The organism is Azospira inquinata (assembly GCF_018905915.1).
GTDB lineage: Bacteria > Pseudomonadota > Gammaproteobacteria > Burkholderiales > Rhodocyclaceae > Azospira > Azospira inquinata.
In genome coordinates, this window is the sequence record NZ_CP064782.1 from 2,858,337 (window position 1) to 2,871,123 (window position 12,787).

14 protein-coding genes are annotated in these 12,787 nt (G+C 63.0%); 2 read left to right on the forward strand and 12 right to left on the reverse strand.

Annotated elements, in window-relative coordinates; genetic code table 11:
* Positions 1–72 precede the first annotated feature (72 nt).
* Positions 73–639, forward strand: a complete 567-nt coding sequence (locus Azoinq_RS12975) for a DNA-3-methyladenine glycosylase I (protein ID WP_216128471.1) — start codon at positions 73–75, stop codon at positions 637–639.
* An 18-nt stretch (positions 640–657) separates the two neighbouring features.
* Positions 658–1,326: a hypothetical protein gene (locus Azoinq_RS12980; protein ID WP_216128470.1), complete on the forward strand. Its 669-nt coding sequence runs from the start codon at positions 658–660 to the stop codon at positions 1,324–1,326.
* A gap of 4 nt (positions 1,327–1,330) precedes the next feature.
* Here Azoinq_RS12980 and ureG read toward each other — a convergent pair whose 3' ends face one another.
* From ureG to Azoinq_RS13040, 12 genes are all read right to left on the reverse strand, one after another.
* The gene (ureG, locus tag Azoinq_RS12985; protein WP_216128469.1) at positions 1,331–1,963 is read right to left on the reverse strand and encodes an urease accessory protein UreG; all 633 of its coding nucleotides are present in this window, start codon (positions 1,961–1,963) and stop codon (positions 1,331–1,333) included.
* A 5-nt stretch (positions 1,964–1,968) separates the two neighbouring features.
* A complete protein-coding gene (locus Azoinq_RS12990; protein WP_216128468.1) occupies positions 1,969–2,688 on the reverse strand; it encodes an urease accessory protein UreF in 720 nt (239 codons plus the stop codon).
* A complete protein-coding gene (ureE, locus tag Azoinq_RS12995) occupies positions 2,685–3,236 on the reverse strand; it encodes an urease accessory protein UreE (RefSeq protein ID WP_216128467.1) in 552 nt (183 codons plus the stop codon). Before ureE ends, Azoinq_RS12990 begins: the two co-directional genes overlap by 4 nt.
* Positions 3,230–3,622, reverse strand: coding sequence for an OsmC family protein (locus Azoinq_RS13000; RefSeq protein ID WP_216128466.1), 393 nt, complete (start codon positions 3,620–3,622; stop codon positions 3,230–3,232). The genes ureE and Azoinq_RS13000 overlap by 7 nt, the downstream gene beginning before the upstream one ends.
* A 2-nt stretch (positions 3,623–3,624) precedes the next feature.
* Entirely contained in the window at positions 3,625–5,364 is a 1,740-nt protein-coding gene (gene ureC, locus Azoinq_RS13005; protein WP_216128465.1) for an urease subunit alpha, read from the reverse strand.
* Positions 5,361–5,669, reverse strand: a complete 309-nt coding sequence (locus Azoinq_RS13010) for an urease subunit beta (RefSeq protein WP_216128464.1) — start codon at positions 5,667–5,669, stop codon at positions 5,361–5,363. The genes ureC and Azoinq_RS13010 overlap by 4 nt, the downstream gene beginning before the upstream one ends.
* A gap of 16 nt (positions 5,670–5,685) precedes the next feature.
* A complete protein-coding gene (gene ureA, locus Azoinq_RS13015) occupies positions 5,686–5,988 on the reverse strand; it encodes an urease subunit gamma (RefSeq protein WP_216128463.1) in 303 nt (100 codons plus the stop codon).
* 347 nt (positions 5,989–6,335) lie between these two features.
* On the reverse strand, positions 6,336–7,238 hold the full coding sequence (locus Azoinq_RS13020; protein ID WP_216128462.1) for an urease accessory protein UreD: 903 nt from the start codon (positions 7,236–7,238) through the stop codon (positions 6,336–6,338).
* Positions 7,235–8,074, reverse strand: a complete 840-nt coding sequence (gene queF, locus Azoinq_RS13025; RefSeq protein ID WP_216128461.1) for an NADPH-dependent 7-cyano-7-deazaguanine reductase QueF — start codon at positions 8,072–8,074, stop codon at positions 7,235–7,237. The genes Azoinq_RS13020 and queF overlap by 4 nt, the downstream gene beginning before the upstream one ends.
* Positions 8,075–8,297: 223 nt before the next feature.
* Positions 8,298–9,164 (reverse strand): hypothetical protein, encoded by an 867-nt coding sequence (locus Azoinq_RS13030; RefSeq protein WP_216128460.1) that lies wholly within the window; start codon positions 9,162–9,164, stop codon positions 8,298–8,300.
* Positions 9,165–9,872: 708 nt separating this feature from the next.
* Positions 9,873–11,210: a guanine deaminase gene (gene guaD / locus Azoinq_RS13035; protein ID WP_216128459.1), complete on the reverse strand. Its 1,338-nt coding sequence runs from the start codon at positions 11,208–11,210 to the stop codon at positions 9,873–9,875.
* 96 nt (positions 11,211–11,306) lie between these two features.
* Positions 11,307–12,665 carry an 8-oxoguanine deaminase gene (locus Azoinq_RS13040; RefSeq protein WP_216128458.1) on the reverse strand — a complete coding sequence of 453 codons (1,359 nt, stop codon included), beginning with the start codon at positions 12,663–12,665 and terminating at the stop codon, positions 11,307–11,309.
* Positions 12,666–12,787: the final 122 nt, after the last annotated feature.

Below are 12,787 nucleotides of genomic sequence, written 5' to 3' on the forward strand. Positions count from 1 at the left end.
GGCTTAGGCCCCGTCCCCGGTATGGTTAGGGGCGGGCCTTTCCCCGTTTCTCCCCACCTCCCAGGAGTTGCCATGGCCCGTTGTCCCTGGTGTGAAGGCTTTGACCTCTACCGCCGCTATCATGACGAAGAATGGGGCCTGCCCCTCCGGGACGACCGGGCCCTCTTCGAACTACTGATCCTGGAAGGGGCCCAGGCCGGCCTTTCCTGGGCCACTATCCTAAAAAAGCGGGAGCACTACCGAGCCGTATTCGATGGTTTTGTCCCCGCCAAAATTGCTGCCTACGACGATGCCAAACTGGCCCAGCTCCTGGCCGACCCGGGCATCGTGCGCAACCGGGCCAAGGTGGCTGCTGCCCGTCAGAACGCCCAGGTTTACCTGGATTACACCGCCGACGGCCGTTCTTTTAGCGAACTGCTCTGGTCCTTTGTGGGGGGCGAACCCCGGCAGAACCACTGGGCCCGCCTGGATCAGGTGCCCGCCCAGACCCCAGAAGCTGTGGCCATGAGCAAAGCCTTGCTTCGTCTGGGCTTCAAGTTTGTCGGCCCCACCATCTGTTACGCCTTCATGCAGGCGGCGGGCATGGTCAATGACCATCTGGTGAGTTGTCCCCGGCACCGGGAGGTCAAACTTTTTTAGATTATCGGAGAATATATAATGACAAGAGAGAAAAAAATTGATTTCGAGAAGATTTTTTCTGACTTCTCTGACTATCTTGGGAGTGATTCTGTTAAATCTAGAATTGCACCACTCCAGCTAATGTCTAAAGTGGAAGACTATATTACGAAAGAATTTTCGTGTTTTGTCTTTGATAAGTACAGGGGTGAATTATTCTCTTATTTGAACTACGGGGGGGAAGGGGAGAGAAAATTCGATGTTGTGTTTTTTCGGCGCTTGAATGGGGGGAAAGATTGCTGTAAGGAGAATTTTGAGGCAATAAAAATATATGAGTTAAAATATTTTGGGAATATTCATAGGACGAGTACGCGCCGAAGTGCGATAGATGAACATGGTGAATCGTTAAAGGATCTAAAACGACAGTTGCTTAGTAAAGTGGGTGATGCTCATTATAAAATAAAAACAAATATACCTCTAATTGGCGACTTGTGTGGTTTTGTTATCGTCTCTTATGCCCGGGATAGTAAAGACATTAAAAAGAAAGAAGATTATTTTAAGGAGTTTTGTGATAAGGCTAAGAAGTTTGGGTTTTCCGGCTATTATAAAGAGGATTTCTTGCGTCCTGTATATGACGACGTTTCAGTTGACGTATTAGGGAAAGAATATTTTGTCTCCATGCGTATCGGTGCCTTGAAAATAAAAAATTGAGCTTTTAATGGGCGGTTAAAATTCCTTGCTCTTCAACGAATTTGATAATTTCAACCAGCCCCTGACCGGTTTTCAGGTTACTGAAAATGAAGGGCCGTTCTCCCCGCATTTTTTTGGCATCCCGGTCCATGACTTCCAGGGAGGCGCCCACCATGGGGGCTAGGTCGATTTTGTTGATGACCAGGAGGTCGGATTTGGTAATGCCCGGGCCGCCTTTGCGGGGGATTTTGTCCCCGGCGGATACGTCGATGACGTAGAGGGTCAGGTCCGAAAGTTCCGGGCTAAAGGTGGCGGCCAGGTTGTCGCCGCCGCTTTCGATGAGGATCAGTTCCAGGTCGGGAAAGCGCTCCTGGAGCCGGGCTACGGCTTCCAGGTTGATGGAGGCGTCCTCCCGGATGGCGGTGTGGGGGCAGCCCCCGGTTTCTACCCCCATGATCCGGTCCGGGCTGAGGGCTTCATTGCGCACCAGAAACTGGGCGTCTTCCGCGGTGTAAATATCGTTGGTGACTACCGCCAGTTGGTATTTGTCCCGCAGGGCCTGGCACAGGGCCAGGGTGAGGGCGGTTTTGCCTGAGCCCACGGGGCCGCCGATGCCGACGCGGAGGGGATTGGAGCGGGGGGTGGAAGCTGTGGTCATGGTCTTTAGGAGCGGAAAAGTCGGGAATATTGGGTTTCGTGGTTGAGGGAGGCCAGGGCGAAGCCGGGGGCGAAATTGCACCATTCCTCTTCCGGTAGGGTCAGGGCCCGGGCGGCCACCGTCGGAAGCCGCCGGCCCAGGGCCAGGAGCACCCGCTGACCCGCCGCTTGCCCCAGGGGTACGGCCTTGAGGGCCGCCATCACCTGGTTTTCGGCCCAGGACCAAAGGTAGGCCACCAGGGCGTCTGCCGGGGCAATGCCCCAGGCCGCTACCGGGGCGCTCCAGGCGGTGGGAAAGGCCACCTCGGGCAGGGCGTCCAGCCGGGTCAGGAGTGCTTCCGGCAGGGCCGGGTCTTCTGGACATTGGCTCTGGGCCTGAAGTTCGTGGAACAGGCGGCGCAGGGAATAGCCCATCTGTACCGCTTCTCCCCGGAGTTCGGCCCCTTCCCGGCTGGCCAGCCAGTCGTCGTTGAGTTGGCTGACCCGGTCTTGGTGGGCGGCACTGTCCCCGGCCCAGGCCCGGATCAGCTCCCCCAGCAGGGGGGCTTCATAGCGGCCCACCGGGCCTTCCAGCAGATCCCCCACCCAGGTCAGGCAATCCGCCTCGTTTTTCAGGCGACCGCTTTCCACGGCCCATTCCAGGCCCTGGGAATAGGTGTAGGCCCCCACGGGCAGGGCCGGGCTGGCCAGCTGGAGCAGGCGGCTTAGGGCGAGGCTGGGGTTCATTTCCGGGGACGAAAGTCGTGGATTTTGGGCTGGCTGCGGTGGGCGCCGTGGCCCGGATCGAAAAGGGGATCTTCCTCCCCGTCCGGGGTGTCGGCATGACTGTGGCTGTGGCCGCTGTGCCCGCCATAGGCGCCGGATTCGGGCTGGAAGGGGGCTTCCGTGTCCTGCACCGTGCAGCCCAGGCCCTGGACCATGGCGGCCAGCACGTGGTCCCGCTGAAAACGCAGGCGCCCGCCCTGGGCTTCCGGGAGAATCTGCACCGGCACATGGCGGTTGCCCAGGTGGTAGGCGGCCCGGGCGAAGAGCAGGGCGTCCGGGGTGGCCGCTTCCACCAGCTGTTCCGGGGCGGCCTGGATTTCCACCACGGCGGAACCGTCTTCCGCCGCCAGTTTGTCCCCGTGGCGGAGCTGGTCGCCCCGCTCCAGGAATATGCCCGCCGCCGCGCCGGAGGCCAGGGTGACCTTGAGACGGCTGCGTTTCCGGTCGTCGTAGACCAGGGCGACCGAGTCGGTGGCGGCTTGTTGGGTACGTTGGTTGAGAATCAGCATGGGGTGGCTTGGGTCAGGTTGAAATGGAGCGGCTTGGATAGTGTTGTCTTAACCGGGCAGGATTCCACGGCGGCTAGCAAGCTGGTTCTATCGGCGAGTGACAAGGATGGGGGGAAGCTCACCTCGCACGCGAAGCTCGGCCCTTCTGGGGCGTTCCGATTCAGGGAAACGCTGACAGAAACTTGGTCCAGCCCCACGCCCAATTTCTCGGCGGCCATGCGCAAGCTTATGTTTAGGCAACTGGCGAGTGCTGCTTCGAGCAGGTCATGGGGCCGGAACCCTTGGCCGCCACCGCCCTTGTCGGCGGTGGTGTCGGCTGGCAGGGTAAATTCGCCGTTGCTGACGAGGGTCAGGTAGTTTTCCCGGGAACTGTTGGCGCGAACCATGGCTAGAACAGGAAATATCGCTGGGCCAGGGGCAGTTCCGCCGCCGGTTCGCAGACCAGCAGCTGGCCGTTGGCCCGCACCGCATAGGTTTCCGGATCCACGTCGATTTTTGGCGTGGCGCCGTTGAGGACCATGTCCGACTTTTGCAGGCGGCGGGTGCCCTTGACCGCAATAAGGGGTTTTTCCAGGCCCAGGGCGGCGATGGCCGGGTTTTCCAGGGCCGCTTGGGAAACGAAGGTGACGGAGGTTTTCAGGGCCTTGCCGAAGCTGGCGAACATGGGCCGGTAATGGACTGGCTGGGGGGTGGGAATGGAGGCGTTGGGGTCTCCCATGGCGGCCGCCGCAATGGCTCCGCTCTTCAGGATAAGAGCGGGTTTAACGCCGAAGAAGGCGGGCTGCCAGAGCACCAGATCCGCCAGCTTGCCCGTTTCCACCGAGCCCACCACATGGCCAATGCCGTGGGTCAAAGCCGGGTTAATGGTGTATTTGGCGATGAAGCGCTTGACCCGGAAATTGTCGTTCCGGTCCTTGTTCTGGGCCTCGGTGCCGTTCCGGGAGGGCTCGGTGGGGGCCAGCCAGCCCCGTTGCTGCTTCATTTTGTGGGCGGTTTGCCAGGTGCGCATGATCACTTCCCCCACCCGGCCCATGGCCTGGGAGTCGGAACTCATCATGGAAAAGGCCCCCAGGTCGTGAAGAATGTCCTCGGCGGCAATGGTTTCCCGGCGGATGCGGGATTCGGCAAAGGCGATGTCCTCCGCGATGGCCGGGTCCAGGTGGTGACAAACCATGAGCATGTCCAGATGCTCGTCAATGGTATTCACCGTGTAGGGCATGGTGGGATTGGTGGAGCTGGGCAGCACATTGGCCATGCCCGCGGCCCGGATAATGTCCGGCGCGTGGCCGCCCCCGGCCCCTTCCGTGTGGAAGGTGTGGATGGTGCGGCCCTTGAAAGCATTCAGGGTGCTTTCCACAAAGCCGGATTCATTCAGGGTGTCCGTGTGGATGGCCACCTGGACATCCATTTCCTCCGCTACCGCCAGGCAGTGGTCGATGGCCGCCGGGGTGGTGCCCCAGTCCTCGTGGAGCTTGAGGCCCATGGCCCCCGCCCGGACCTGTTCCCGCAAAGGTTCCAGCTGACTGGCGTTGCCCTTGCCGAGAAAGCCCAGGTTCATGGGGAAGGCTTCCGCCGCTTCCAGCATGCGGGCCAGATGCCAGGGCCCGGGGGTGCAGGTAGTGGCGTAGGTGCCCGTGGCCGGGCCCGTGCCGCCGCCGATCATGGTGGTGATGCCCGAATAGAGGGCTTCGTCGATCTGCTGGGGGCTGATGAAGTGGATGTGGCTGTCGATGCCCCCGGCGGTGAGGATCATGCCTTCCCCGGCGATAATTTCTGTCCCGGCCCCGATGGGGATGGTGACTCCGGGCTGGATGTCCGGATTGCCTGCCTTGCCGATGCCGCTGATACGGCCATCCTTGATGCCGATGTCAGCCTTGATGATGCCGCTCACCGCATCCACCACCAGGGCGTTGGTGATCACCGTATCCGCCACTTCCGCCGCCAGTTTCTGGCCCTGGCCCATGCCGTCCCGGATCACCTTGCCACCGCCGAATTTCACTTCTTCGCCGTAGGTGGTGTAGTCCTTTTCCACCTCCACCACCAGGGCCGTGTCCGCCAGCCGGACCCGATCCCCCGTGGTGGGGCCAAACATTTCCCCGTAGGCCTGACGCCCGATTTTTACGCTCATTGCAGTGCTCCCATGACCTTGCCGGCAAAGCCGTAAACCTTCCGTTCCCCGTCCAGGGCCACCAGCCGCACGCTGCGGCTCTGGCCCGGCTCAAAGCGCACGGCGGTGCCGGCGGCGATGTCCAGCCGGTAGCCGTAGGCCTTTTCCCGGTCGAAGGCCAGGGCCTCGTTGGTTTCGTAGAAATGGTAATGGGAGCCCACCTGGATGGGCCGGTCCCCCGTATTGGCCACGGTCAGTTCCACCGTGGCACGGCTGACGTTGAGCTCGATTTCCCCGGGCTCGAACAACATTTCACCTGGAATCATGGAATCTCCTGGGGCTTTAGACGATGGGGTGATGGACGGTGACCAGCTTGGTACCGTCCGGGAAGGTGGCTTCCACCTGGATGTCCGGGATCATTTCCGCAATGCCGTCCATGACCTCCTCCCGGCTCAGCAGGGTGGTGCCATAGGCCATGAGCTCGGCCACGGTTTTACCGTCCCGGGCCCCTTCCATAATGGCGGCGGAAATGTAGGCCACGGCTTCCGGGTAGTTGAGCTTCAGGCCCCGGGCCTTGCGTCGTTCCGCCAGAAGGGCGGCGGTAAAAATGAGGAGCTTGTCCTTTTCGCGGGGCGTCAGTTCCATGGGATCTCCAAAGACAAAAGAATCGGGTGGGAAAAAGGGCTGGGGCCGGTTTCCCTTCCTTCGGTCCAGCCGCCGTGAGCGGTCCGGGCGGTCGGGGAGAGGGAAGGGGGGGCGGTGGCCCAGGCCGGGGGCCAGGGTGCCCCGAGCACGGCGGTGGCCGGACCCGGTCATCCGGGAAGCCAATGGGGGCAGGGGCGCCTTGTCTGCCCGGATAGCCCAGGGCAACTCCCCTGTTTTTTCCTGGCTCCCACTATAAGAGCCCGGCCGGGGGCGGCGCCATGCGCAGTTTGGCGTAGGCCGCCGGAAAAGGGCGGGGGCGGCTGGGGTGGGCAAAGGGCGACCGGTCATCAGGTGTTCCAGATCCGGGGCGGCACAGCGTCCCGGCCCAGGAGCCGGGGGCGCAGACCGGCCCACAGGGCGGCGAACCAGTGGCGCCCCGCTTCCGTGGAATTCCCCAGATAGCGGGCCAGGAGCAGGCCGGGGAGCAGGGTCAGACCATGGTCCGCCCCATCCTCGAGGACATGGCGGCGCAGGTCCGCCAGCAGGGCCTCCCGGGCTTCCCGATCGAGCTGGTCCAGGCTTTCGTCGGCAGCCATGAGGGTGCCGTAGACCGCCTCGCCGGCCATGCCCACGGGGGAGGCCAGGAGGGGAGCGCCCCCCGCCAGTCGTCCCCGTTCCAGCCAGAGGGGGCGGCCGTTGCGGGTGAGGCGGGTGGCCAGATGGTGGTGGCCCCGGGTGAATTTTTCCCCGGCGGCGCTGCGTCCCAGACACACCAGGTCCCAGCCTATGAAGCGGGCGTCCGGGGCCAGATCCACGGTGAGGGATTGGCTCACCTTGGCGCCGTCAAAGACGATGGTTTCCTGGGGCAGCCATTCCAGGCAGGCCCCCTGGTCCAGGGTGAAATGGTGATGCTGGGCGGCCTCGGGTCCGGCGGAGCGATACATTTTGCCCGCCCCCGGGGTGGTGAGCTGGGCGTGGGCGCCCGCTTCCACTCGCACTCGGATGTTCAGCTGGTCTCCCCCCGCCACCCCGGAAGGGGGGTGGAGCAGGAGCACCTGACAGACCTCATCCCCCTCCGGATAGAGGGCTTTCTGCACCCGCAGGGGGCCGAAATGGCGCCGTTCCGCCAGCACGGTACGCTCCCCCTGGCGGCGAAAGCCCAGGGTCAGTTCAGCCTGCCAGGGGGCGTAGCCTGGGGCATTCCCGTTGGGGGGCGGGGCCGGGACGGCGGAGGCTGTCTCCAGGCTCATTGACGCACTTCCCGCACATTCCCCGGGGCCGGGAAGTGGCCGCTGCTGCGGAAGGGATTGATGTCCAGGCCGCCCCGGCGGGTATAGCGGGCGTGGACGGCCAGGGCGTCCGGGTGGCAGCGGGCCATGAGGTCCGTGTAGATGCGTTCCACACACTGCTCGTGGAATTCGTTGTGATTGCGGAAGGAAACGATGTAGCGCAGCAGTCCGGCCCGGTCCAGGGCCGGTCCCCGGTAGCGGATGACCACCATGCCCCAGTCGGGCTGGCCGGTCACCAGACAATTGGACTTGAGCAGGTGGGAATAGAGGGTTTCCTCCACCACCCGAGCCGGGTCGGCCTGGAGCAGGTGGGGCGCGGGATGATACTCCTGGCAGTCCACCTCCAGCCGGTCCAGCAGCTCCCCTTCCGGATAGCCCAGGGTGGGGAGGGGGCGGTCAGCCAGGGCGGTGAGTTCCACGGTCACCAGGGCGCCCGCTGCGGCGGACAGGTCCCGTACCAGGGTTTCCCTGACCTTCTCCAGGGCTTCAAAAGGGGTCTGGTTGAAGGAATTGAGGTAGAGCTTTAAGGACTTGGATTCGATCAGCCGGGGGCTGGCCGCCGGAATGTGAAAACAGCCCAGGGCCACCAGGGGCTTGCCCCGGGGATCGAGCCAGGAAATTTCGTAGGCGTTCCAGAGGTCTTCCCCCACGAAGGGCAGGGCCGCCGGATCAATGCCGATTTCCCGGCGCTTGATTTCCCTGGGAATGGGAAACAGGAGCTCCGGGGCGTAGTGGCAACGGTATTCGGTGGCTTTGCCCAGGGGAGACAGGGGGCTGGGATCGGTGAGTGGGTTCATGCCCCCAATTTTAACCAAGGGCCGCCCTGCCTGCCCGCCTAATGGGGGTGATAAAGAACATACGGGAAGTCCTATATGGGGAAAGGCTCGGAGGGAGGTCCAGGGACCGGGGCCGGACGTGGTCCCCAGGGAAGGCCGTGACGGGGGGATATTCAGCCATTCCGGCAAAAAAAACGCGGTGGGGATGCCCCACCGCGCCCAGTCGCCTGACACGAAGCAAGGTTTAGAAGTGGTATTCGGCCCGGATCATGGGGGTCTTGGCATAGGCGCCAGGACCGGCGGCCCCTTCGTAGTCGTTACCGAACTTGTTCTTCCAGTATTGGTATTCCAGGCCCACCTTGAAGGTGTTCTTCTTGGCGGAGAAGATGTTGCTGGCGTCGTACATGACCTGCATGTCGATATTGGTTTCCGCCTTGGTGTTGCCGCCGAACTCATCCTTGCCCTTGCTGCCGATAAAGTCCGCATAGCCCTCGAAGGACAGGGGCACGGAACCCACGTTGAAGGGGATGCCCCAGGCCAGGTTCAGCATGGGGTGGGTCTTGTAGGTGTAGCGGGAAACGGCGGTGTTGGTGTATTCGTTCTGGGGCGCGTTGCTTTCCCAGAGGGCCAGCAGGCTCACGTTCAGGAAGCCCGGCACGTCCAGCATAATGGTGGGACCGGCCACCAGCATGCGCTTCTTGGAGTTGTAGCCCGCGTCATCCTTGCTGTTCCAGTCGAAGCCCACGGTGGCGCCGTAGCTGCGCATAAAGCCGGACTTCAGGTCCTTGCCGGAGATTTTTCCCCAATCCAGGGTGTTCCGATACACCACATAGGCTTCCTGGGCCCCGGAGGTGGCCGCAGGGGAAGAGGGGTCGGTTTTGTCCGACATCAGCAGATCCACGCTGAGGAAGTTGGTGCCGTAGCTGTAGCCGCTGATGTGGCTGAAATTGATGATGTTCTTGTGAATGTCGTTGGCGCCGAACGGTTCGGCAAACTTGGTGCCGTAGCGGTAGCTGATGGAGGTGTCGCTCCAGTCGGCGGCGTGGGCGGCGCCCATGGCCATGATGGAAGCGGCCAGGACCGGGAGGGCGAAACGAAGCGGATTGCTCATGGAAATCTCCTAATGCGTCGGGATGGTGGAATCTTTGCCAGATTCGTCAGGGGCGCTGCGTTTCTGGCTTGGATCGAAGCCTAACAAGGGGGGGCATAAAAATGGACGATTAGGAATATATGAAAAAGCGGATAAGTGCCTAGACTATCTCACTGTTTATGAAGCATATTTTTATTTTTGTATGGAGGTAAAACGCTCACTTTTAGTGCGTTTTCTGAGGGCTGGCGCACAGGAAAAGTGCGTGGTTTTTTCCCGGGCCAGTGGAACTTTGGCAAAGATGATTAATTGACCCCTGGGTAAATCCGGATAGCCATATCCAATACCATGTTTTCTATGAATAAATAATCAGACAGGGAAAGGTAAAGATAGATTTTTACAGAGAAATGGGGTGGTGCATTCTTCCCGGGGGTGGAGAAATACTTTGTTCTCCGGTGCCCCGGCTTGGGGCGGAGGGGGCTGGGAGCGGCGAGGCAAGGGGCAAAAGGCGCAAAGTCTCCGGGCCAGGAGGGGGCGGAGACGGGGATTGGAGGAATAAAACCTGCCCGGGATGGGAGATAATCTGTTGTATCCATACAACAAAAAAGCCTTCATCCGTCCGGATAGCGGGCCTCCTCTGGCTCCCGGACAAAAACTATGTACAAAGGGCCCGGGGTAGGCGCCATAAAAAAGCCCCACCGGAAGGTGGGGCGTGGCGGATGGGGGGGAGGCTCAGCGGCGATAGGCTGCTTCCCCCAGGACGTGGGTGGCCACCACGCAGCGTTCGTCCCCCAGAATCATGAGGGCGAACAGGCGTTCTTCCAGGGTTTTGGCCTGTTCTTGGCGGAAAGCCAGTTCCGGGGTGGGGGCCCAGTCCAGGACCACGAAATCCCCTTCCCGGCCGGGTTGGAAACTGCCGATTTTGTCTTCCAGATAAAGAGCTCGGGCGCCTCCCAGGGTCGCCAGATACCAGCCCCGGAGGGCGGATAGGGCGGTGCCCTTGAACTGGGCCACCTTGTAGGCTTCCCCCAGGGTGCGGATCAGGCTGTAGCTGGTGCCGCCCCCCACGTCCGTGGCCAGGCCCACCCGCACTCCCGCGTTAGACACCGCGTCCAGGTCGAAAAAGCCGCTGCCCAGGAACAGGTTGGAGGTGGGGCAGAAGGCCACGGCGCTGCCGCTTTCCCCCAGCCGTTGCCGGTCCGTGGCATCCAGGTGGATGGCGTGGGCGTAGATACTGCGGGGGCCCAGGAGACCATAGTGGTCGTAGGCGTCCAGATAGCTGGTTCGGTCCGGGAACAGCTCCCGGACCCAGGCGATTTCCGCCTTGTTTTCCGAGAGGTGGGTTTGCAGGTGAAGGTCCGGATAGGCGGCAAACAGGGCGCCGGCCACGGCCAGCTGTTCCGGGGTGGAAGTGGGGGCGAAACGGGGGGTGAGGGTGTAGCCCAGCCGGTCCCGACCGTGCCAGCGCTCGATCAGGTCCCGGCAGTCCCGTTCCGAATCGGCCGCCGTGTCCTGGAGATAGTCCGGGCAGTTCCGGTCCATCATCACTTTGCCGCAGAGCATACGCAGGCGGCGCCGGGCGGCGGCCTGGAAAAAGGCGTCGACGGAGCCGGGATGGACCGTGGCAAAAACGGAGGCGGTGGTGGTGCCGTGGGCCAGGAGCCGGTCCAGCACAAATTCGGCGCCCCGTTCCGCCACCTCCGGGTCGGCAAACTGGGCCTCCGCCGGGAAGGTGTAGTCGTTGAGCCAATCCAGCAGCTGGCGACCAAAGGAGGCGATGACGCCGGCCTGGGGATAATGGAGGTGGGCATCCACCAGCCCTGGCAGAATCAGCCGTCCCCGGTAATCCAGGCGCCGGGCCCGGTCCCGGTCCGCCACGGGCATGGCGGCCAGGACCTTGTCCCAGCCGTCGGCCAGGCGGATACGGCCATTCTCAATCCACAGGCCCCCGTCCTCATGCCAGCGATAGGCCTCGGCCTGGTCATCCGGACCCGGGTCGGCGAGGAAATAGAGCAGGCTGCCACGTACCAGCAGGGGGGCGGGGGAAGGGGCGGCGGAGGGAAAGGTCATGGTGACTGAGGTCTCTTAAAAGTTGGGCAAAGGGGCGGGGCGGTGGCTGGAGCAGCCGGAAGGGGCCGCTCCAAAACGCCGGGTCCGGCTTGGGCGTTAGGCCGCCGCCAGCAACTGGGCGGCGAGCCGGTTGTGTTCTTCCACCAGCAGGGGCCGTTCCAGGGGGAGCAATTCTCCGTCCCAGACCTGCACCTTGCCGTTGATGATACTGGCGGCCACCCGGGGCGGGGTACAGAACACCAGGGCCGCCACCGGGTCGGCCTGGGCGCCGGCAAAGGCCACGTCCCCCAGGTTGAAAGCCACCAGATCGGCGGCCATACCCGGAGCCAGGGCGCCGATGTCCGTCCGGTTCAGGGTGCGGGCGCCGCCCAGGGTGGCGATTTCCAGGGCTTCCCGGGCGCTCATGGCCGCCGGGCCGAAGCCTACCCGGGCCAGGAGCATGGCCTGCCGGGCTTCCCCCAGGAGATGGGCGCCGTCGTTGGAGGCGGAGCCGTCCACCCCCAGGCCCACGGTTACCCCGGCGGCCCGCATTTGGGGGATGGGGGCGATGCCGGAAGCCAGCCGCATGTTGGAGCAGGGGCAATGGGCCACCCCGGTGCCGGTACGGGCGAAAAGCTCGATGCCCGCCGGGTCCAGCTTGACGCAGTGGGCATGCCACACGTCCGGCCCCACCCAGCCCAGGGATTCGGCGTATTCCGCCGGGCTCATGTGAAAGCGCTCCCGGCTGTAGGCCACGTCCTTGTGGTTTTCCGCTAGGTGGGTGTGGAGCCCCACCCCCTGGGCTCGGGCCAGTTCGGCGGAGAGGCGCATCAAATCCCGGCTCACGGAAAAGGGGGAGCAGGGGGCCAGGGCTACCCGGGTCATGGCGTAGGGGGCCGGGTCGTGGAAGGCCTGGATGAGGCGCAGGCTGTCTTCCAGGATGGCGGCCTCATCCTCCACCAGCCGGTCCGGGGGCAGTCCGCCCTGGCTTTGGCCCACGCTCATGCTGCCCCGGCAGGCGTGGAAACGCATACCGATTTCCCGGGCGGCGAAAATAGAATCCTCCAGGCGGCAGCCGTTGGGGTAGAGATAAAGGTGGTCCGAGGTGGTGGTGCAGCCGGAGAGCATGAGCTCGGCCATGGCGGTGAGGGTGGATACCCGGAGCATGTCCGGGGTGAGCCCGGCCCACACCGGGTAAAGGTGTTGCAGCCAGTCGAACAGCTCCGCGTCCTGGGCCCGGGGCAGGGCCCGGGTCAGGCTCTGGTACATGTGGTGGTGGGTGTTCACCAGGCCGGGCAGAACGATGTGGCCGCCCATGTCCAGCACCTCGTCCGCGGTGTCGGGTAGCTGGTCGCTGGGGCCTACCTGGGTAATCCGGTTGTCTTCGATAAAAACGGCGCCGTCGGGAATTTCCCGGCGTTCCTCGTCCATGGTGAGGAGCAGTTGGGCGTGGTGCAGGAGCAGGGTACGGGGCATGGGGAGACGGTTGGCAGGCTTGGAAATTGGGAGGAGAGGGGGGGAACAGACGAAGGGCTGGTTGGCCGGTATGAATGAGGGAGCTTCTGGAAAACCGGGGGAAAGGTCGGAATACCGGCTTT

Excerpts from the sequence above, each read along its gene's own strand:
- Azoinq_RS12975 (WP_216128471.1), top strand. The coding sequence starts at position 73 with ATGGCCCGTTGTCCCTGGTGTGAAGGCTTTGACCTCTACCGCCGCTAT.
- Azoinq_RS12980 (WP_216128470.1), top strand. The coding sequence starts at position 658 with ATGACAAGAGAGAAAAAAATTGATTTCGAGAAGATTTTTTCTGACTTC.
- ureG (WP_216128469.1), bottom strand. The coding sequence starts at position 1,963 with ATGACCACAGCTTCCACCCCCCGCTCCAATCCCCTCCGCGTCGGCATC.
- Azoinq_RS12990 (WP_216128468.1), bottom strand. The coding sequence starts at position 2,688 with ATGAACCCCAGCCTCGCCCTAAGCCGCCTGCTCCAGCTGGCCAGCCCG.
- ureE (WP_216128467.1), bottom strand. The coding sequence starts at position 3,236 with ATGCTGATTCTCAACCAACGTACCCAACAAGCCGCCACCGACTCGGTC.
- Azoinq_RS13000 (WP_216128466.1), bottom strand. The coding sequence starts at position 3,622 with ATGGTTCGCGCCAACAGTTCCCGGGAAAACTACCTGACCCTCGTCAGC.
- ureC (WP_216128465.1), bottom strand. The coding sequence starts at position 5,364 with ATGAGCGTAAAAATCGGGCGTCAGGCCTACGGGGAAATGTTTGGCCCC.
- Azoinq_RS13010 (WP_216128464.1), bottom strand. The coding sequence starts at position 5,669 with ATGATTCCAGGTGAAATGTTGTTCGAGCCCGGGGAAATCGAGCTCAAC.
- ureA (WP_216128463.1), bottom strand. The coding sequence starts at position 5,988 with ATGGAACTGACGCCCCGCGAAAAGGACAAGCTCCTCATTTTTACCGCC.
- Azoinq_RS13020 (WP_216128462.1), bottom strand. The coding sequence starts at position 7,238 with ATGAGCCTGGAGACAGCCTCCGCCGTCCCGGCCCCGCCCCCCAACGGG.
- queF (WP_216128461.1), bottom strand. The coding sequence starts at position 8,074 with ATGAACCCACTCACCGATCCCAGCCCCCTGTCTCCCCTGGGCAAAGCC.
- Azoinq_RS13030 (WP_216128460.1), bottom strand. The coding sequence starts at position 9,164 with ATGAGCAATCCGCTTCGTTTCGCCCTCCCGGTCCTGGCCGCTTCCATC.
- guaD (WP_216128459.1), bottom strand. The coding sequence starts at position 11,210 with ATGACCTTTCCCTCCGCCGCCCCTTCCCCCGCCCCCCTGCTGGTACGT.
- Azoinq_RS13040 (WP_216128458.1), bottom strand. The coding sequence starts at position 12,665 with ATGCCCCGTACCCTGCTCCTGCACCACGCCCAACTGCTCCTCACCATG.